Origin of the sequence: Ramlibacter sp., assembly GCF_035655895.1 — a bacterium.
In the GTDB taxonomy this organism is placed as follows: Bacteria; Pseudomonadota; Gammaproteobacteria; order Burkholderiales; family Burkholderiaceae_C; genus Ramlibacter.
The window spans coordinates 465,179-484,684 of record NZ_DASRTN010000013.1; the positions used below are offsets into that span (position 1 = coordinate 465,179).

Annotated in this window: 19 protein-coding genes; 18 read left to right on the forward strand and 1 reads right to left on the reverse strand. The window is 68.7% G+C overall.

Annotated features, from left to right (window positions below):
- The first annotated feature begins 13 nt into the window (after positions 1-13).
- Positions 14-574 carry a DUF1415 domain-containing protein gene (locus VFE82_RS16630; protein ID WP_325001509.1) on the forward strand — a complete coding sequence of 187 codons (561 nt, stop codon included), beginning with the start codon at positions 14-16 and terminating at the stop codon, positions 572-574.
- Positions 571-1,410 (forward strand): SAM-dependent methyltransferase, encoded by an 840-nt coding sequence (locus tag VFE82_RS16635; RefSeq protein ID WP_325001429.1) that lies wholly within the window; start codon positions 571-573, stop codon positions 1,408-1,410. Before VFE82_RS16630 ends, VFE82_RS16635 begins: the two co-directional genes overlap by 4 nt.
- Here VFE82_RS16635 and VFE82_RS16640 read toward each other — a convergent pair.
- Entirely contained in the window at positions 1,407-1,586 is a 180-nt protein-coding gene (locus tag VFE82_RS16640) for a hypothetical protein (protein WP_325001430.1), read from the reverse strand. The two genes, VFE82_RS16635 and VFE82_RS16640, sit on opposite strands and share 4 nt — an antisense overlap.
- Positions 1,587-1,712: 126 nt before the next feature.
- On the opposite strand from VFE82_RS16640, the gene VFE82_RS16645 reads away from it, so the two are divergent.
- The 16 genes from VFE82_RS16645 (at position 1,713) to hisC (ending at position 19,504) form a co-directional block, all read left to right on the forward strand.
- Positions 1,713-2,411, forward strand: a complete 699-nt coding sequence (locus VFE82_RS16645) for a transposase (protein ID WP_325001510.1) — start codon at positions 1,713-1,715, stop codon at positions 2,409-2,411.
- Positions 2,412-2,542: 131 nt separating this feature from the next.
- Positions 2,543-7,273, forward strand: coding sequence for a glutamate synthase-related protein (locus VFE82_RS16650; protein WP_325001431.1), 4,731 nt, complete (start codon positions 2,543-2,545; stop codon positions 7,271-7,273).
- A 28-nt stretch (positions 7,274-7,301) separates the two neighbouring features.
- Positions 7,302-8,768: a glutamate synthase subunit beta gene (locus VFE82_RS16655; protein WP_325001432.1), complete on the forward strand. Its 1,467-nt coding sequence runs from the start codon at positions 7,302-7,304 to the stop codon at positions 8,766-8,768.
- Positions 8,769-8,976: 208 nt separating this feature from the next.
- Positions 8,977-9,795, forward strand: coding sequence for an ABC transporter ATP-binding protein (locus tag VFE82_RS16660; protein ID WP_325001433.1), 819 nt, complete (start codon positions 8,977-8,979; stop codon positions 9,793-9,795).
- The gene (gene mlaE / locus VFE82_RS16665) at positions 9,792-10,574 is read left to right on the forward strand and encodes a lipid asymmetry maintenance ABC transporter permease subunit MlaE (RefSeq protein WP_325001434.1); all 783 of its coding nucleotides are present in this window, start codon (positions 9,792-9,794) and stop codon (positions 10,572-10,574) included. The genes VFE82_RS16660 and mlaE overlap by 4 nt, the downstream gene beginning before the upstream one ends.
- Positions 10,575-10,583: 9 nt before the next feature.
- Positions 10,584-11,087: an outer membrane lipid asymmetry maintenance protein MlaD gene (gene mlaD / locus VFE82_RS16670; RefSeq protein ID WP_325001435.1), complete on the forward strand. Its 504-nt coding sequence runs from the start codon at positions 10,584-10,586 to the stop codon at positions 11,085-11,087.
- Positions 11,084-11,893, forward strand: a complete 810-nt coding sequence (locus tag VFE82_RS16675; protein WP_414708772.1) for an MlaA family lipoprotein — start codon at positions 11,084-11,086, stop codon at positions 11,891-11,893. Before mlaD ends, VFE82_RS16675 begins: the two co-directional genes overlap by 4 nt.
- 105 nt (positions 11,894-11,998) lie before the next feature.
- Positions 11,999-12,652, forward strand: coding sequence for an ABC transporter substrate-binding protein (locus tag VFE82_RS16680; RefSeq protein WP_325001437.1), 654 nt, complete (start codon positions 11,999-12,001; stop codon positions 12,650-12,652).
- 8 nt (positions 12,653-12,660) lie between these two features.
- Positions 12,661-12,933: an STAS domain-containing protein gene (locus tag VFE82_RS16685; protein ID WP_325001438.1), complete on the forward strand. Its 273-nt coding sequence runs from the start codon at positions 12,661-12,663 to the stop codon at positions 12,931-12,933.
- 72 nt (positions 12,934-13,005) lie between these two features.
- A complete protein-coding gene (locus tag VFE82_RS16690) occupies positions 13,006-13,929 on the forward strand; it encodes an ABC transporter ATP-binding protein (protein WP_325001439.1) in 924 nt (307 codons plus the stop codon).
- Positions 13,926-14,750 carry an ABC transporter permease gene (locus VFE82_RS16695; RefSeq protein ID WP_325001440.1) on the forward strand — a complete coding sequence of 275 codons (825 nt, stop codon included), beginning with the start codon at positions 13,926-13,928 and terminating at the stop codon, positions 14,748-14,750. The genes VFE82_RS16690 and VFE82_RS16695 overlap by 4 nt, the downstream gene beginning before the upstream one ends.
- Before the next feature lie 93 nt (positions 14,751-14,843).
- The gene (locus VFE82_RS16700) at positions 14,844-15,095 is read left to right on the forward strand and encodes a BolA family protein (RefSeq protein ID WP_325001441.1); all 252 of its coding nucleotides are present in this window, start codon (positions 14,844-14,846) and stop codon (positions 15,093-15,095) included.
- Between the two features lies 1 nt (position 15,096).
- Positions 15,097-16,365: a UDP-N-acetylglucosamine 1-carboxyvinyltransferase gene (murA, locus tag VFE82_RS16705; protein ID WP_325001442.1), complete on the forward strand. Its 1,269-nt coding sequence runs from the start codon at positions 15,097-15,099 to the stop codon at positions 16,363-16,365.
- Positions 16,366-16,411: 46 nt separating this feature from the next.
- Complete coding sequence (gene hisG / locus VFE82_RS16710) at positions 16,412-17,059, forward strand: ATP phosphoribosyltransferase (protein WP_325001443.1); 648 nt, start codon at positions 16,412-16,414, stop codon at positions 17,057-17,059.
- Positions 17,056-18,375, forward strand: a complete 1,320-nt coding sequence (gene hisD, locus VFE82_RS16715) for a histidinol dehydrogenase (protein ID WP_325001444.1) — start codon at positions 17,056-17,058, stop codon at positions 18,373-18,375. The genes hisG and hisD overlap by 4 nt, the downstream gene beginning before the upstream one ends.
- A gap of 52 nt (positions 18,376-18,427) precedes the next feature.
- Positions 18,428-19,504, forward strand: coding sequence for a histidinol-phosphate transaminase (gene hisC / locus VFE82_RS16720; protein WP_325001445.1), 1,077 nt, complete (start codon positions 18,428-18,430; stop codon positions 19,502-19,504).
- Positions 19,505-19,506 lie beyond the last annotated feature (2 nt).

Sequence of the window (19,506 nt, forward strand, 5' to 3'; positions counted from 1 at the left end):
CCCCATGGACGCCATGACTGCCGCTTCCCCGTCGCCCTCCCGTGTCGTCGCCGACATGCAGCGCTGGCTCGAGCGAGCGGTGATCGGCTTGAACCTGTGCCCGTTTGCCAAGGCGGTGCACGTCAAGGGGCAGATCCACTACGCCGTCAGCGCGGCATCCGACGTGGCGGGCGTGCTCGACGACCTGGTGGCCGAACTGCGCGAGCTGGTGGCGCGCTCGCCGGACCAGCGCGACACGACCATGCTGATGGTGCCCGCCGGATTCGACGATTTCCTGCTGTTCAATGAACTGGTCCGGCAGGGCGAGCGCCGCCTGCGGCGCGCCGGCTGCGAAGGCACGGTCCAGCTGGCCAGCTTCCATCCGGCGTTCCGCTTCGCCGATGCCGCCGAGGACGACATGGGCCACTGCACGAACCGTGCGCCCTGGCCGACGCTGCATCTCCTGCGTGAGGCGAGCATCGACCGGGCCGTCGATGCCTTCCCGGATGCCGAGGCGATCTTCGGCGCCAACATCGCCACCCTGCGGCAACTCGGCCCCGACGGCTGGCGCGCCCTCGGCGTGGAGCGATCATGACGGCGGTGACCGATCCGGACCTGCGTCCCGGCCAGTCCGTGGATCTGCTCAAGGAGCTGCACATCCTGACCCGGGAAGGTAAGCTCAACCAGGATTCGCGTCGCAAGCTCAAGCAGGTCTACCATCTGCACCAGTTCATCGCCAAGCTGCTCGACGAGCTCCCGGCGGAGGACGGCGGGCCGACCATCGCCGACCATGGCGCCGGCAAGTCCTATCTGGGCTTCATCCTCTACGACCTGACCTTGCGGACCCTTGGCCGCGGCCATGTCTACGGCATCGAGACCCGGTCGGAACTCGTCGCCCGTTCGCAGCAACTGGCCCATCGCCTGCGATTCGAGCGGATGAGCTTCCTGGCCATCAGCGCGGCGGACGCCGCGCAGGAGCAGGCTCTGCCCGAGCGCATCGACCTGGTCACGGCGCTACACGCTTGCGACACCGCGACCGACGACGCGATCGCGTTCGGCCTGCGGAAGCAAGCCCGGGCCATGGTGCTGGTGCCGTGCTGCCAGGCCGAAGTCGCGGCCACGCTGCGCCAGAACAAGGCGCTGTCCCTGTCGCGCACGCCACTGGCAGAGCTCTGGCGGCATCCCCTGCACACGCGCGAGATCGGCAGCCAACTGACCAACGTGCTGCGTTGCCTGTACCTGGAGGCCAGCGGCTACCAGGTCACCGTGACCGAGCTGGTCGGCTGGGAACACAGCCTCAAGAACGAGCTGATCCTGGCCAAGTTCACCGGCCAGAAAAAGCGCAGCGCGGCGCAGCGCCTGCGCGCGCTGCTTGGCGAGTTCGGGCTGCAGGAGCTCGAGGCGGGCCGCTTCCCAGGGCTGCCGGCCTAGAGCCGTCGGCTGGGCGGGAGTCGGCGGCTGCGCGTCACGACGAAGACGATCGCGACCGCCAGCAGCACCACCGCGCCGATGGCGATGTACGCCTGCGGCACGCCCACGACGACCGCGGCCCAGACCACGCCTGCCATGAACACCAGGAACCCGATCATGTAGATAGCGAATGACATGGTGCGTGCTCCGAAGGTCCTGTGGGCGATGTTCACGGGGCACTGCGCGCCCGTCTGTCGGCAGCCGGCGCGCGCGGCCGTCAGAAGCTGCTGACCGACAATGGCGACCCGATCCTCCTTGCTTCCATGGCCCGTCTTCCGCGCCTGACCGTTCCCGGCTTGCCGCACCACGTGATCCAGCGTGGCCACAACCGGCAGTCGATCTTCGCCGACGACGCCGACCGGCGGCTCCTGCTGGACCTGCTCGATGGCGGCAGCCGAGAGTGCGGCGTGGCGGTTCATGCCTACGTGCTGATGGACAACCATTTCCACCTCCTCGCGACGCCCAAGGAGGCCGGAGCACTCGGTGCCTTGATGCAGTCGATCGGCCGCCGCTACGTTCGCCATTTCAACGACCGGCAGGGGCGCACCGGCACGCTCTGGGAAGGGCGGTACCGCTCGACGCTGATCCAACCCGAGCGCTACCTGCTTGCCTGCATGGTCTACATGGACCTCAATCCCGTCCGCGAAGGTCTGGTGTCCGTGCCCGCGGACCACGCGTGGTCGAGCCACCGCCTCTACATCGGCGGTGCGCCGGACCGGCTGGTCACGCCCCACCCGCTGTATTGGGATCTGGGCAACACGCCGTTTGCGCGCGAGCAGGCTTATGCGGAACTGGTCGCCCGAGGGCTGCCGGCCGACGTCCAGCGACGTCTGACCGACGACACCTTCCGCGGCTGGGCGGTCGGCGACGACACCTTCATGACCACGCTGGCTGAGCGGACGGGCCGGCGTCCCGCGCCACGCGCGCCTGGGCGACCCCGGAAGCCCACACAGTCCTCTTGATCTGTCCCCCATTTAGGTGCGGTAGGCGACCGTAGTCTCGAAAACGGAGTCTGACCCCATTTCTTTTCGCTTGGCATGGATGCTGCGGTGCCGTATCCTCGCAAACCCTGATTTTTGGACTGGAGCGAGCCATGGCGTCGGCTGCCGAGATTTCCCACCTGCAAGACCAAGGGCTGTATTCGGCGGCCAACGAGCATGACGCCTGCGGCGTCGGCTTCGTGGCGCACATCAAGGGCGAGAAGAGCCACAACATCGTCCGGCAGGGTCTCAAGATCCTGGAGAACCTCGACCATCGCGGCGCCGTCGGCGCCGACAAGCTGATGGGCGATGGCGCCGGCATCCTGGTCCAGCTGCCCGATGCGCTCTACCGCGAAGAGATGGCCAAGCAGGGCGTCGCGCTGCCGCCGCCGGGCGAGTACGGCGTCGGGATGATCTTCCTGCCCAAGGAGCATGCCTCCCGGCTGGCCTGCGAGCAGGAGCTCGAGCGGGCGATCAAGGCCGAAGGCCAGGTGCTGCTCGGGTGGCGCGACGTGCCGGTGAACCGCGACATGCCGATGTCGCCCGCCGTGCGCCAGAAGGAGCCGATCCTGCGGCAGGTGTTCATCGGCCGCGGCAGCGACGTGATCGTGCAGGACGCGCTCGAGCGGAAGCTGTACGTCATCCGCAAGACCGCCAGCGCGGCCATCCAGAACCTGCGCCTGAAGCACTCGAAGGAGTACTACGTTCCGTCGATGTCGAGCCGCACCGTGGTCTACAAGGGCCTGCTGCTGGCCGACCAGGTGGGCACCTACTACCTCGACCTGCAGGACGCCCGCTGCGTCTCGGCCCTGGCGCTCGTCCACCAGCGCTTCTCGACCAACACCTTCCCCGAGTGGCCGCTGGCCCACCCCTACCGGTACGTCGCCCACAACGGCGAGATCAACACCGTCAAGGGCAACTACAACTGGATGAAGGCGCGCGAAGGCGTGATGTCTTCGCCGGTCCTCGGGGCCGACCTGCAGAAGCTCTATCCGATCAGTTTCGCCGGCCAGTCCGACACCGCCACCTTCGACAACTGCCTCGAGCTGCTCACGATGGCCGGCTACCCGATCAGCCAGGCCGTGATGATGATGATCCCCGAGCCGTGGGAGCAGCACACGCTGATGGACGGCCGACGCAAGGCCTTCTACGAGTACCACGCGGCCATGCTCGAGCCCTGGGACGGGCCGGCCTCGATCGTCTTCACCGACGGCCGCCAGATCGGCGCCACGCTCGATCGCAACGGCCTGCGTCCGTCGCGCTACTGCGTGACCGACGACGACCTGGTCATCATGGCCTCCGAATCGGGCGTGCTGCCCGTGCCCGAGAACAAGATCGTGCGCAAGTGGCGCCTGCAGCCGGGCAAGATGTTCCTGATCGACCTGGAGCAGGGCCGCATGATCGACGACGAGGAGGTCAAGGCCTCGCTCGCCAACAGCCGCCCGTACAAGCAGTGGATCGAGAACCTGCGCATCAAGCTGGACGACCTGTCGCAGGACACGGGCGAGGCATCCGCCAGCGACGTCTCCCTGCTCGACCGCCAGCAGGCGTTCGGCTACACCCAGGAAGACATCAAGTTCCTGATGTCGCCGATGGCCCAGGCCGGCGAGGAAGGCGTGGGCTCGATGGGCAACGACAGCCCGCTCGCCGTGCTGTCCAACAAGAACAAGCCGCTCTACAACTACTTCAAGCAGCTGTTCGCCCAGGTGACCAACCCGCCGATCGACCCGATCCGCGAGGCGATCGTCATGTCGCTGGTGTCCTTCATCGGCCCCAAGCCCAACCTGCTGGACATCAACCAGGTCAACCCGCCGATGCGGCTGGAGGTCAGCCAGCCGATCCTCGACTTCGCGGACATGGCCAAGCTGCGCAGCATCGAGAAGATCACGCAGGGCAAGTTCCGCAGCTACACGCTGGACATCACCTACCCGCTGGCCTGGGGCCATGAAGGCGTCGAGGCCAAGCTCGCCTCCCTGAACGCCGAGGCCGTCGACGCCATCCGCAGCGGCAAGAACATCCTCATCATCAGCGACCGCGCGGTCGGCCCCGAGCAGGTGGCGATCCCGGCGCTGCTGGCGCTGTCGTCGATCCACCAGCACCTGGTCCGCGAAGGCCTGCGCACCACGGCCGGCCTCGTGGTCGAGACCGGCACCGCCCGCGAAGTGCACCACTTCGGCGTGCTGGCCGGCTACGGCGCCGAAGCCGTGCACCCGTACCTGGCGATGGAGACGCTGGTCTCGATCCACAAGGACCTGCCTGGCGACCTGTCGGCCGAGAAGGCGATCTACAACTACGTCAAGGCGATCGGCAAGGGCCTGTCCAAGATCATGTCCAAGATGGGCGTGAGCACGTACATGAGCTACTGCGGCGCCCAGCTGTTCGAGGCCATCGGCCTGAACAGCGACACGGTCGAGAAGTACTTCTCGGGCACCGCCAGCCGCGTCGAGGGCATCGGCGTGTTCGAGATCGCCGAGGAGGCGATCCGCATGCACAAGGCCGCCTTCGGCGACGACCCGGTGCTGGCCAGCATGCTGGACGCCGGCGGCGAGTACGCCTGGCGCACCCGCGGCGAAGAGCACATGTGGACACCCGACGCCATCGCCAAGCTGCAGCACTCCACGCGTGCCAACAACTGGAGCACCTACAAGGAATACGCGCAGCTGATCAACGACCAGAGCCGCCGCCACATGACGCTGCGCGGCCTGTTCGAGTTCCGCGTCGACCCGTCCCGTGCGATCCCCGTCGACGAGGTCGAGCCCGCCAAGGAGATCGTCAAGCGCTTCGCGACCGGCGCGATGTCGCTCGGCTCGATCTCCACCGAGGCGCATGCGACCCTGGCCGTGGCCATGAACCGCATCGGCGGCAAGAGCAACACCGGCGAGGGTGGCGAGGATCCGGCGCGCTACCGCCAGGAGCTCAAGGGCATCCCGATCCGCGATGGCCAGACGATGGCCCAGATCATCGGCAGCGACGTGGTCGAAGTCGACATCCCGCTGAAGGAAGGCGACTCACTGCGCTCGCGCATCAAGCAGGTGGCCTCCGGCCGCTTCGGCGTGACCGCGGAGTACCTGTCGTCGTCCGACCAGATCCAGATCAAGATGGCGCAGGGCGCCAAGCCCGGCGAAGGTGGCCAGCTGCCCGGCGGCAAGGTCTCCAAGTACATCGGCAAGCTGCGCTACTCGGTCCCTGGCGTGGGCCTGATCTCGCCGCCGCCGCACCACGACATCTACTCGATCGAGGACCTGGCGCAGCTGATCCACGACCTGAAGAACGTGGCGCCTCACGCATCGGTGAGCGTCAAGCTGGTGTCCGAGGTGGGCGTGGGCACCATCGCCGCCGGCGTGGCCAAGTGCAAGGCCGACCACGTGGTGATCGCCGGCCATGACGGCGGCACGGGCGCCTCGCCCTGGTCGTCCATCAAGCATGCCGGCTCTCCCTGGGAGATCGGTCTGGCCGAGACCCAGCAGACCCTGGTGCTCAACCGCCTGCGCGGCCGCATCCGGGTGCAGGCCGATGGCCAGATGAAGACCGGCCGCGACGTCGCCATCGGCGCGCTGCTGGGCGCCGACGAATTCGGCTTCGCCACCGCGCCGCTGGTCGTCGAGGGCTGCATCATGATGCGCAAGTGCCACCTGAACACCTGCCCGGTGGGCGTGGCGACGCAGGACCCGGCGCTGCGCAAGAAGTTCGCGGGCAAGCCCGAGCACGTCGTCAACTACTTCTTCTTCGTCGCCGAGGAGGTGCGCCAGATCATGGCGCAGCTGGGCATCCGCAAGTTCGACGAGCTGATCGGCCGCACCGACCTGCTGGACATGAAGAAGGGCATCGAGCACTGGAAGGCGCGCGGCCTGGACTTCACCCGCCTGCTCGCGCAGCCGCTGGTGCCGGCCGAGGTGCCGCGCCTGCATGTGGAGAACCAGGACCACGGCCTGGACAAGAGCCTGGACAACATCCTGATCGAGCGCAGCAGGCCGGCCATCGAGCGCGGCGAGCGCGTGCAGTTCATGGAGGTGGCGCGCAACGTGAACCGTTCCGTGGGCGCCATGCTCTCTGGCGCGGTGACCAAGGTGCACCCCGAGGGGCTGCCCGACGACACCATCCGCATCCAGCTGGAAGGCACGGGCGGCCAGTCGTTCGGCGCGTTCCTCACGCGCGGCATCACGCTGTACCTGATCGGCGACGCCAACGACTACACGGGCAAGGGCCTGTCGGGCGGGCGCATCGTGGTGCGGCCCAGCATCGACTTCCGCGGCGAAGCGATGCGCAACATCATCATCGGCAATACCGCGCTGTACGGTGCGACCACCGGCGAGGCGTTCTTCAGCGGCGTGGCCGGCGAGCGTTTCGCCGTGCGCCTGTCGGGCGCGACCGCGGTGGTCGAGGGCACCGGCGACCACGGGTGCGAGTACATGACCGGCGGCACCGTCGCCGTGCTGGGCAGGACGGGCCGCAACTTCGCCGCCGGCATGTCGGGCGGCGTGGCCTACGTCTACGACGAGGACGGCCAGTTCGCCAGCCGCTGCAACACCTCGATGGTGTCGCTGGAGCGGGTGCTGTCGGCGGAGGAGCAGAAGGCCGCGGCGCCGCGCACCAAGCTGCACGCCGACCAGGCCGACGAGGTGCTGCTGCGCAAGCTGCTGGAGGACCACAACCGCTGGACCGGCAGTCGCCGCGCCCGCGAGATCCTGGACAACTGGAAGGAGACGCGTGGCAGGTTCGTGAAGGTCTTCCCGAACGAATACAAGCGCGCGCTGGCCGAGATGCACGGCCGCGAAGTGGCGGCCGCCAGCGCCGGCAACGACACGAAGCTGGCGATGAAGACCGACGGCGTCGCCGCCGCCTGAGCCCAAACGAAGAGACGGAGCGAGAGCAATGGGAAAGATCACCGGCTTCATGGAGTACGAGCGCGTCGAGGAGGGCTACAAGCCTGTCCCCGAGCGGGTCAAGCACTACAAGGAATTCGTCGTCGGCCTGACCGACGAGCAGGCCAAGGTGCAGGGCGCGCGCTGCATGGACTGCGGCATTCCGTTCTGCAATTCGGGCTGCCCGGTCAACAACGTCATCCCCGACTTCAACGACCTGGTCTACCGCCAGGACTGGAAGAACGCGTGGACGGTGCTGGACTCGACCAACAACTTCCCCGAGTTCACCGGCCGCATCTGCCCGGCCCCGTGCGAGGCAGCCTGCACCCTCAACGTCAACGATGTGGCGGTCGGCATCAAGTCGATCGAGCGCGCCATCGCCGACCGCGCCTGGGACAACGGCTGGGTGCAGCCGCGTGTCCCGCGCATCAAGACCGGCAAGAAGGTGGCCGTCGTGGGCTCGGGCCCCGCGGGCATGGCGGCTGCCCAGCAGCTGGCGCGGGCGGGCCACGACGTGACCCTGTTCGAGAAGAACGACCGCGTGGGCGGCCTGCTGCGCTACGGCATTCCCGACTTCAAGATGGAAAAGCGCGACATCGACCGCCGCGTGGAGCAGATGAAGGCCGAGGGCGTGACCATCCGCACCGGCGTGATGGTGGGCGAGCTGCCCAAGGGCTCGAAGGTCACCAACTGGGCCAAGGAAACCATCAGCCCCGAGCAGCTGAAGAAGGAGTTCGACGCCGTGCTGCTCACTGGCGGTGCGGAGCAGTCGCGCGACCTGCCGGTTCCCGGCCGTGAGCTCGAGGGCGTGCACTTCGCGATGGAGTTCCTGCCGCAGCAGAACAAGGTGGATGCCGGCGACAAGGTCAAGGGCCAGCTGCGCGCGGATGGCAAGCACGTCATCGTGATCGGCGGTGGTGACACCGGCAGCGACTGCGTGGGCACCAGCAACCGTCACGGCGCCGCCAGCGTCGTGCAGTTCGAGCTGATGCCGCAGCCGCCCGAGGAGGAGAACAAGCCCCTCACCTGGCCGTACTGGCCGTACAAGCTGCGCACCAGCTCGTCGCACGAGGAAGGCTGCGACCGCGAGTTCGCCATCGCGACCAAGGAATTCCTGGGCGAGAAGGGCAAGGTCACCGGCGTCAAGACCGTCCGCGTCGAATGGAAGGACGGCAAGATGCAGGAGGTGCCGGGCAGCGAGCAGGTGCTCAAGGCCGACCTGGTGCTGCTGGCGATGGGATTCGTGAGCCCGGTCGCCACCGTGCTCGAGGCCTTCGGGGTCGACAAGGATGCCCGCGGCAATGCCAAGGCCAGCACCGAGTTCATTGGTGGCTACGCCACCAATGTCCCCAAGGTGTTCGCGGCGGGCGACATGCGCCGCGGTCAGTCGCTGGTGGTGTGGGCGATCCGGGAGGGCCGTCAGGCGGCGCGGTCGGTCGACGAGTTCCTGATGGGATTCAGCGACCTGCCGCGCTGAAGGAGACTGCTGCCCCATCCGGGGAGCAGTCGTCAACCCCGCGTTCGCGGGGGCGTTGGCTGCCCCGCACGGGCGCGCGGCGGGATGCGGATGCGCGCGGCATCCGCGCCACAGTCCCTCATTCCTGTCTAAGGGCGCAGCGCGGGGGAGCCCGTATCATCGGCGTTTCCCTTTCACTGCTGGGCTCACGCCCAGCTGCCCGCACCGCATGCCCCATCCGGACGACAGCGCACTGGTCGAATGCCGCGACCTCAGCTTCGGCTATGGCGCTCGCCGCATCCTGGACGGCGTGAGCTTCACCGTCCCGCGCGGCAAGGTCACGGCCCTGATGGGGGCCTCGGGCGGCGGCAAGACCACGGTGCTGCGACTGATCGGCGGCCAGGTCCGGCCCCAGCAGGGCAGCCTCACGTTCGACGGGCAGGAGGTCGGAGACCTCGATGCGCGCGGCTTGTATGCCGTGCGGCGCCGCATGGGCATGTTGTTCCAGTTCGGCGCGCTGTTCACCGACATGTCGGTGTTCGACAACGTCGCCTTTCCGCTGCGCGAGCACACGGCGCTGCCCGAGGCGCTGGTGCGCGACATCGTCCTGATGAAGCTGAACGCCGTGGGGCTGCGCGGCGCCCGCGACCTGATGCCCAGCGAGGTGTCCGGCGGCATGGCGCGCCGGGTGGCGCTGGCGCGCGCCATCGCCCTGGACCCCGAGCTCGTGATGTACGACGAGCCCTTTGCCGGGCTCGACCCGATTTCGCTCGGCACCGCCGCACAGCTGATCCGGCAGCTCAACGACACCCTGGGCATCACCAGCATCGTCGTCTCGCACGACCTGGAAGAGACATTCCGCATCGCCGACCAGGTGATCGTGCTGGCCAATGGGCGCATCGCGGCCCAGGGCACGCCGGCGCAGGTGCGGGCCTCCACCGACCCGCTGGTCGAGCAGTTCGTCCACGCCCGGCCCGAGGGGCCGGTGCACTTCCACTATCCCGGGCCGACGGTGGCGCAGGATTTCGGCGGAGGCCTCTCGCGATGAGCTGGTACAAGCCCGCCGATGTCGGTTACGCCACCCGCGGCCTGCTGGCCGACCTGGGCCTGGGCGCCCGGTTGTTCGTGCGCCTGCTCGCGCTGGCCGGCACCTGCCTGCGGCGGTTCGGCCTGGTGCGCGACCAGATCCACTTCCTGGGCAACTACTCCCTGGCCATCATCACCGTCTCGGGGCTGTTCGTCGGCTTCGTGCTGGGGCTGCAGGGCTACTACACGCTGCAGCGCTACGGTTCGTCGGAGGCGCTCGGCCTGCTGGTCGCGCTCTCGCTGGTGCGAGAGCTCGGGCCGGTGGTCACCGCGCTGCTGTTCGCCGGCCGGGCCGGCACGTCGCTCACCGCCGAGATCGGCCTGATGAAGGCCGGCGAGCAGCTGTCCGCCATGGAAATGATGGCCGTCGATCCGGTTCGGCGGATCCTCGCGCCGCGTTTCTGGGCCGGGGTCATTGCCATGCCGCTGCTGGCCGCCGTGTTCAGCGCGGTCGGCATCATCGGCGGCTGGGTGGTCGGCGTGCTGCTGATCGGGGTGGATCCTGGCGCCTTCTGGAGCCAGATGCAGGGTGGCGTTGACGTCTGGCGCGACGTGGGCAACGGCGTGCTCAAGAGCCTGGTCTTCGGCCTGACGGTCACCTTCATCGCCGTGCTTGAGGGCTACACCGCCCACCCGACCCCCGAAGGCGTGTCCCGGGCCACGACCCGTACCGTGGTCATGGGATCGCTGGCCGTGCTCGGGCTCGATTTCGTGCTGACCGCGATGATGTTCAGCATCTAGGAACCAACGATGGAACGAACCAAGAACGACGTGTGGGTGGGCCTCTTCGTGTTGATCGGCGCGGCGGCGCTGCTCTTCCTCGCCCTGCAGTCGGCCAACCTGCTCAGCCTGAGCTTCCAGCCGACGTACCGGCTCACCGCCCGCTTCGACAACATCGGCGGGCTCAAGCCCAAGGCGGCCGTCAAGAGCGCCGGCGTCGTGGTGGGCCGGGTCGACGCGATCACCTTCGACGACAAGTCGTTCCAGGCCAGCGTCACCATCGCGATGGAGAGCCGCTACCAGTTCCCCAAGGACAGTTCGCTCAAGATCCTGACCAGCGGCCTGCTGGGCGAGCAGTACATCGGCGTCGAAGCCGGTGCCGACGAGAAGAACCTGGCGCAGGGGGACACGATCACCACCACCCAGTCGGCGGTCGTGCTCGAAAACCTGATCGGCCAGTTCCTCTACAGCAAGGCCGCCGACGGCAACAGCAACACCAACAGCAGCCCTGCACCGGGCCCGGCGAAGAAATGAGAATCCATCCCGTGTCCCTGCAGGCACGCCGGCCGCTGCTGGCGTTGCTGGGCGCCGCCCTGCTGCTGCTGGGCGGCTGCGCGAGCGGCCCCAACGCGAATCCGCGCGACCCGTTCGAGCCGGTGAACCGGCAGGTCAGCATCTTCAACGAGAACGTGGACGCGGTCGTCCTCAAGCCCAGCGCCACCTTCTACCGCGAGAAGGTCCCGGCGCTCGCGCGCACCGGCGTTTCCAATTTCTTCGGCAACATCGGCGACGCCTGGTCGGCCGTCAACAGCCTGCTGCAGTTCAAGCTGCAGTACGCGGCCGAGAACTGGATGCGTTTCTCGTTCAACACGGTGTTCGGCTTCGCCGGCGTGCTCGACATCGCCAGCGAGATGAACATCGACCGCCACCGCGAAGACTTCGGGCAGACGCTCGGGCGCTGGGGCGTGCCTGCAGGGCCGTACCTCGTGCTGCCGCTGCTCGGGCCCTCGACGGTGCGCGACACCGCGGCGCTTCCGGTGGACTGGAACGGCGACCTGCTCTACCACGTGGGGCCGGAAGGCACGCGCGACGTGCTGTACGGGCTGCGCATCGTGGACGTGCGCTCCAACCTGCTGCGTGCCAGCGACGTGCTGGAAGGCGCGGCACTCGACAAGTACAGCTTCATCCGCGATTCCTACCTGCAGCGCCGCCGGGCCGAGATCCTCGAGCGGTCGACCCAGGAGGACGGCGCGGAGGACGACAGCAGCGGCGATCAGGAGCCCGTGGCTGCCACCGCCGACGCCTCCACGCCTACAACGAGCGTCGCGCCGGCGCGGTAGAGTTTGCATCCTGTTGCAAGCGGTCGTGCAGGGCCGGAACCCGGTCACTGTGGCCCGTTCCAACGACAAGCAGAGCGGGAATGCCGCTCCTGGAAAGGACAAGGAATGAAAAGACGTACCCTGGGCCATCTGGCCGTTGTCGCGCTCGCCGCCAGCATGTTGAGCGCCGGGCTGCCCACCCTCGCCTGGGCGGCCGACGAGGCGCCCGACGCGCTGATCAAGCGCCTGTCCGACGAGACGCTGGGCGCCATCAAGTCCGACCGTTCGATCAAGCAGGGCGATCTGGACAAGATCATGGCGCTGGTCGACACCCGGATCATGCCGAACGTCAACTTCCAGCGCATGACGGCGGCAGCCGTCGGCCCGGCCTGGCGCCAGGCCACGCCGGAGCAGCGCAAGAAGCTGCAGGACGAGTTCAAGATCCTGCTGGTGCGCACCTATTCCGGCGCACTCTCGCAGGTGGACGACCAGACCATCAGCATCAAGCCGCTGCGCGCCGGCCCCGAGGACAAGGAAGTCGTGGTGCGCACCGAGATCCGCGGTCGCGGCGATCCGATCCAGCTCGACTACCGCCTGGAGCGCACGCCGGGGGAGGGCGCCGGCTGGAAGATCTACAACCTGAACGTGCTCGGCGTGTGGCTGGTCGAGACCTACCGCAGCCAGTTCGCCCAGGAGATCAATGCCAAGGGCGTGGACGGCCTGATCGCGTCGCTCTCCGAGCGCAATCGCAGCAACGCCGCCGGCGGCAAGAAGGGCTGACGGCGCCCATGCTCGTCCTGCCGGCCCAGCTCACCCACGCCCAAGCGCCGGCCTGCGCCCGCATGCTGGCGCAGGCACTGCGCTCGCAGCCGGCGCGCGAGGCGGTCGCCGATGCGTCGCCGCTGCAGCAGTTCGACTCCTCCGCGCTGGCCGTGCTGCTGGAATGCCGGCGCGAGGCGATGGCCAACGGCAAGACCTTCGCCGTGGCCAACATGCCGCCGCGCCTGCGCGAACTGGCCGCGGTGTACGGGGTGTCCGAGCTGCTCGCGCCCGCTTCCTGAAGCTGTCCCTGGGGCCTTGCGGCCCTCGTCCGGGCCGGTGGCGCCGCCCGGAATAAAATCGCGGGTTCCCCTATGCCCGCGATCTCCTTCCAATCCGTCAGCAAGACCTACCGGTCGCCGCGCGGCAGTCTCAATGCCCTCGATGGCGTGAGCTTCGACATCGAGGAAGGCGAGTTCTTCGGCCTCCTCGGGCCGAACGGCGCCGGCAAGACCACCCTGATCAGCATCCTGGCCGGCCTGTCGCGGCCGACCGCGGGCCGCGTGTCGGTGCACGGCCATGACGTGCAGGTCGACTACGCCCAGGCCCGTCGGCAGCTGGGCGTCGTGCCGCAGGAGCTGGTGTTCGACCCGTTCTTCACGGTGCGCGAGGCACTGCGCATCCAGTCGGGCTACTTCGGCGTGCGCCACAACGAGGCCTGGATCGCCGAGCTGCTGGACAGCCTGGGGCTGGCGGACAAGGCGAACGCGAACATGCGCCAGCTCTCGGGCGGCATGAAGCGGCGGGTGCTGGTGGCCCAGGCGCTGGTGCACAAGCCGCCGGTCATCGTGCTGGACGAGCCGACCGCGGGCGTCGACGTCGAGCTGCGCCAGACACTGTGGCAGTTCATCGCCCGTCTCAACCGCGAGGGCCATACCGTGCTGCTCACCACTCACTATCTGGAGGAGGCCGAGGCACTGTGCGGGCGCATCGCCATGCTCAAGACGGGCCGGGTCGTGGCGCTGGAGCGCACCAGTGACCTGCTCAAGGCGTCCTCCAGCAACGTGCTGCGTTTCAAGGTCGACAGCGCGCTGCCGGCCCACCTGGCCGCCAAGGCCCGCGTGACCGGCCGGATCGTCCAGCTCCCGGCGCACGACGCCCTCGAGATCGAGCACTACCTGGCCGCCGTCCGCGAAGCCGGGCTGCGTGTCGACGACGTCGAGATCCGCAAGCCTGACCTGGAGGACGTGTTCCTCGATGTGATGTCGGCCGAGTACCAGCAACGGGTGACCGCATGAGTGCCACGCGTCCGACCGAAGCCGTGGCCACGGCCGTTCCACGTCCGCTGCCGGTGGCAACCGTCGCGGGCGGCTGGCGCACGCTCCTGTACAAGGAGGTCCTGCGGTTCTGGAAAGTGAGCTTCCAGACCGTCGCGGCGCCGGTGCTCACGGCGATGCTGTACCTGCTGATCTTCGGCCACGTGCTGCAGGACCACGTGAAGGTCTACGACCGGATCGACTACACGGCCTTCCTGGTGCCGGGACTCGTGATGATGAGCGTGCTGCAGAACGCGTTCGCCAACAGCTCGTCATCGCTGATCCAGAGCAAGATCATGGGCAACCTGGTCTTCGTGCTGCTCACGCCCCTGTCGCACTGGAGCTGGTTCGTCGCCTACGTGGGCTCCTCGGTGGCCCGCGGCCTGGCGGTCGGCCTGGGCGTGTTCGTCGTCACCTCGTTCTTCGCGCTGCCCGGCTTCGTGGCTCCGCTCTGGATCCTGGTGTTCGCCGTGCTGGGGGCCGCGATGCTGGGCGCCCTGGGCGTGATCGCCGGCCTGTGGGCCGAGAAGTTCGACCAGATGGCGGCGTTCCAGAACTTCGTCATCATGCCCATGACCTTCCTGTCGGGCGTGTTCTATTCCATCCATTCCCTGCCGGCGTTCTGGCAGCGCGTGAGCCACCTCAATCCGTTCTTCTACATGATCGACGGCTTCCGCTACGGGTTCTTCGGGGTGAGCGACGTCTCGCCCTGGCTGAGCCTGGCGATCGTCGGCGGCGCCATGCTGGCGGTCAGCGCCATCGCCGTGCACCTGCTGCGCATCGGCTACAAGATCCGCGGCTGACACCATGACGCCCAGGGTCAACTGCGCCATTCATCGCCGCCCCACGGGGGAGTTGCTGTGCTCCCGGGCGGCTCGCCGGAGGGCCATCCGCCCATGACTGCCGAAGAACTGCGCTCCATCATCGCCGCCGGTCTGCCGTGCGAGCACCTGCAGGTCGACGGGGACGGCCGCCACTGGTCGGCCGTCGTCGTGTCGACCGAGTTCGAGGGCAAGCGGCCGATCCAGCGGCACCAGCGGGTGTACGCCACCCTGGGTGCGAGAATGCAGACCGACGAGGTGCACGCGCTCTCCATGAAGACGTACACCCCCGGCGAATGGGCCACGGCCCGCCACCAATCATCCTGACATGGACAAGCTACTGATTCGCGGGGGCCGCCGGCTCCAGGGCGAGGTTCGCATTTCCGGCGCCAAGAACGCCGCGCTGCCGGAGCTGTGCGCGGCGCTTCTCACGGCCGAGCCCGTCACGCTGCAGAACGTGCCGCGGCTGCAGGACGTCGCCACCATGCTGAAGCTGATCCGCAACATGGGCGTGTCGGCCGAGCGTGCCGAGGACGGCAGCGTCCGCATCGACGCCAGCCAGCTGAGCTCGCCCGAGGCGCCCTACGAGCTCGTGAAGACGATGCGCGCGTCGGTGCTGGCGCTCGGCCCGCTGCTGGCGCGCTTTGGCGAGGCGACCGTCTCGCTGCCCGGCGGTTGCGCCATCGGGTCGCGGCCGGTCGACCAGCACATCAAGGGCCTGCAGCAGATGGGCGCCGAGATCGTCGTCGAGCATGGCTACATCATCGCCAAGCTGCCCAAGGGACAGGCGCGGCTGCGCGGCGCCAGCATCACCACCGACATGGTCACGGTGACCGGCACCGAGAACTTCCTGATGGCCGCCGCGCTGGCCGATGGCGAGACCGTGCTGGAAAACGCCGCGCAGGAGCCGGAGATCAGCGACCTGGCGGAGATGCTGATCCGCATGGGCGCGCGCATCGAGGGCCATGGGACGAGCCGCATCCGCATCCAGGGCGTGACGCGGCTGTCCGGCTGCACCCACCAGGTGGTGGCCGACCGCATCGAGGCCGGCACCTTCCTGTGCGCCGTCGCGGCCGCCGGCGGTGACGTGGTGCTGCGCCACGGCCGCGTCGATCACCTCGAGGCCGTGGTCGAGAAGCTGCGGCAGGCGGGGGCGACGGTGGACGCCGTGGAGGGCGGCATCCGCGTGCGCGCGGACGGCCGCCTCAAGGCCCAGAACTTCCGCACCACCGAGTACCCGGGCTTTCCGACCGACATGCAAGCCCAGTTCATGGCAATGAACGTGGTGTCCGAAGGGGCGTCGCACGTGACCGAAACCATTTTCGAGAACCGCTTCATGCACGTGAACGAGCTCTCGCGGCTGGGCGCGCGCATCCAGGTGGACGGCAAGGTCGCGATGATCGAAGGCGTCGAGAAGCTGTCCGGGGCCACCGTGATGGCCACCGACCTGCGTGCCTCGGCCAGCCTCGTCATCGCCGGGCTGGTGGCGGACGGCGAGACGCTGGTCGACCGCATCTACCACCTGGACCGGGGCTACGACCAGATGGAGGCCAAGCTGCGTGGCATCGGGGCCGACATCGAGAGGCTCTCGGCATGAACGCGCGCCGCTCGTGCGGAGCAGGCCGGTCGCAGGGGCGTGCCCGATGATCACGCTCGCCCTGTCCAAGGGCCGCATCTTCGACGAGACGCTGCCGCTGCTGCGCGCCGCGGGCGTCGAGGTGCTGGAGGATCCCGAGAAGTCGCGCAAGCTGATCCTGGCCACCAACCACCCGGAGGTGCGGGTCGTGCTGGTCCGCGCCACCGACGTGCCGACCTACGTGCAGTACGGCGGCGCCGACCTGGGCGTGACCGGCCTGGACACGCTCATCGAGCACGGCAACCAGGGGCTGTACCAGCCCCTGGACCTGCAGATCGCCAAGTGCCGCGTGAGCGTCGCGGTGCGCTCCGATTTCGACTACGCCAGCGCGGTGCGCCAGGGGTCGCGGCTGCGGGTGGCCACCAAGTACGTCGCCATCGCCCGTGAGTTCTTCGCGGCCAAGGGCGTGCACGTCGACCTGATCAAGCTGTACGGCAGCATGGAGCTGGCGCCGCTCACCGGCCTGGCCGACGCCATCGTCGACCTGGTGTCCACGGGCAACACGCTCAAGGCCAACCAGCTGGTCGAGGTCGAGCGGATCATGGACATCAGCTCGCGCCTGGTGGTGAACCAGGCCGCCCTCAAGCTCAAGCAGGCGCCGATGCGGCGCCTGATCGACGCCTTCGCCCGCGCCACCGCCGCCCACCAGCCATGACGCTCCAAGCCCGCCCACTGCGCCTGTCCACCGTCGATGCCGGCTTCGATGCCGCGTTCCAGGCGCGCCTGCACTGGTCGGCGGACACCGATGCGCAGGTCGAGCGGGCCGTCACCGACATCCTGGCCGACGTGCGCACCCGGGGCGACCAGGCGGTGCTCGATGCCACGCGCCGGTTCGACGGCCTGGACGCACCGGGGATGGCCGCGCTGGAGCTGTCGCCGGCCGAGCTGAAGTCGGCGTTCGAGGCGCTCCCGGCGGCCCAGCGCGAGGCCCTGGAGACCGCCGCGGCGCGGGTGCGCAGCTACCACGAGGCGCAAAAGCGCGCGAGCGGCGAGAGCTGGACCTACCGCGACGCCGACGGCACGCTGCTCGGGCAGAAGGTCACGCCGCTCGACCGGGTCGGCATCTACGTGCCGGGCGGCAAGGCGGCCTACCCCTCGTCCGTGCTGATGAACGCCATCCCGGCCCAGGTCGCCGGCGTCGGCGAGATCATCATGGTCGTCCCCACGCCGCGCGGCGAGAAGAACCCGCTGGTGCTCGCGGCGGCGCACGTCGCCGGCGTCAGCCGTGCGTTCACGATCGGCGGTGCGCAGGCCGTGGGCGCGCTCGCCTACGGCACCGCCACCGTCCCGCGCGTGGACAAGATCACCGGCCCCGGCAACGCCTACGTGGCGAGCGCCAAGCGGCGCGTGTTCGGGCTGGTCGGCATCGACATGATCGCGGGCCCGAGCGAGATCCTCGTCCTGGCCGACGGCTCCACGCCGCCGGACTGGGTCGCCATGGACCTGTTCTCGCAGGCCGAACACGACGAGCTGGCGCAGAGCATCCTGCTGTGCCCGGACGCCGCCTACATCGACCGGGTCCAGCAGGAAATCGACCGCCTGCTGCCCGAGATGCCGCGCGCGGCCATCATCGCCAAGTCGATGAATGGACGAGGTGCCCTGATCCACACCCGCGGCATGGACGAGGCCTGCGCCATCAGCAACCGCATCGCGCCCGAGCATCTGGAGATCGCCAGCGCGGAGCCCCACCGCTGGGAGCCCTTGCTGCGGCATGCCGGCGCCATCTTCCTGGGCGGCTACACCAGCGAGAGCCTCGGTGACTACTGCGCCGGGCCGAACCACGTGCTGCCCACCAGCAGCACGGCCAGGTTCTCCAGCCCGCTCGGGGTGTACGACTTCCAGAAGCGCAGCAGCCTGATCGAGGTGAGCGAGCAGGGTGCGCAGTCGCTCGGACGCATCGCGTCCGTGCTGGCGCACGGCGAAGGCCTGCAGGCGCATGCCCGCGCCGCTGAGATGAGGCTCAAGCCATGAACGACGCGGCCCGGCAGGCCCGCAGCGCCGCGTGGCGCACCCAGGAGATCCGATGAACGCGCTTCCCGAGCGCCTGGCGCGCCTGATCCGCCGTGACGTGCAGGGCATGCACGCGTACGCTGTCCAACCCTCGGCCGGGCTGGTCAAGCTCGACGCGATGGAGAACCCGCACCGCCTCCCGCCGGCGCTGCAGCGCGAGCTCGGCGAGCGGCTCGGGGCGGTGGCGCTCAACCGCTACCCCGGCGAGCGCATCGACACGTTGCGCCAGGCCCTCCGGCAGCACGCGCAGGTGCCGGAGGGCTTCGACCTGATGCTGGGCAACGGCTCCGACGAGCTGATCTCGCTGCTGGCGATGGCGTGCGACGTGCCCGGCGCCTCGATCCTGGCCCCGGTGCCCGGCTTCGTGATGTACGGCATGAGTGCCCAGCTGCAGGGGCTGAAGTTCGTGCCGGTGGACCTGACGCCGGAGTTCGAGCTGGACGAATGCGCCATGCTCGACGCGATCGCCACCCACCAGCCGACCATCGTCTACCTGGCGTATCCGAACAATCCGACAGCCAACCTCTGGGACGACGCGGTGATCGAGCGCATCGTGCAGGCCGCCCCCGGCCTGGTCGTCATGGACGAGGCGTACCAGCCGTTCGCCAGCCGCAGCTACGCCGACCGGATCGGGCGGCACCAGCACGTGCTGTTGATGCGCACACTGAGCAAGTTCGGCCTGGCCGGTGTGCGGCTGGGCTACCTCATCGGGCCCGCCGCCCTGGTCGCCGAAGTCGACAAGGTCCGGCCGCCGTACAACGTCAGCGTGCTCAACTGCGAAGCCGCGCTGTTCGCGCTGGAGCACGCCGACGTGTTCCAGGCCCAGGCGGCCGAGCTGCGGCGCGAACGGGCCCGGCTGCTGGAGCAGCTGGCCGCCGTGCCCGCGGTGAAGGCCTGGCGCAGCGACGCGAACATGGTGCTGGTGCGCGTGCCCGATGCCGCGCGCGCGTTCGAGGGCATGAAGGCGCGCGGGGTCCTCGTCAAGAACGTTTCTAGAATGCACCCGTTGCTGGCCAACTGCCTGCGCCTGACCGTCGGGACCGCCGACGAGAACGTGCAGATGCTGGCTGCACTGAAGGCCAGCCTGTGAGC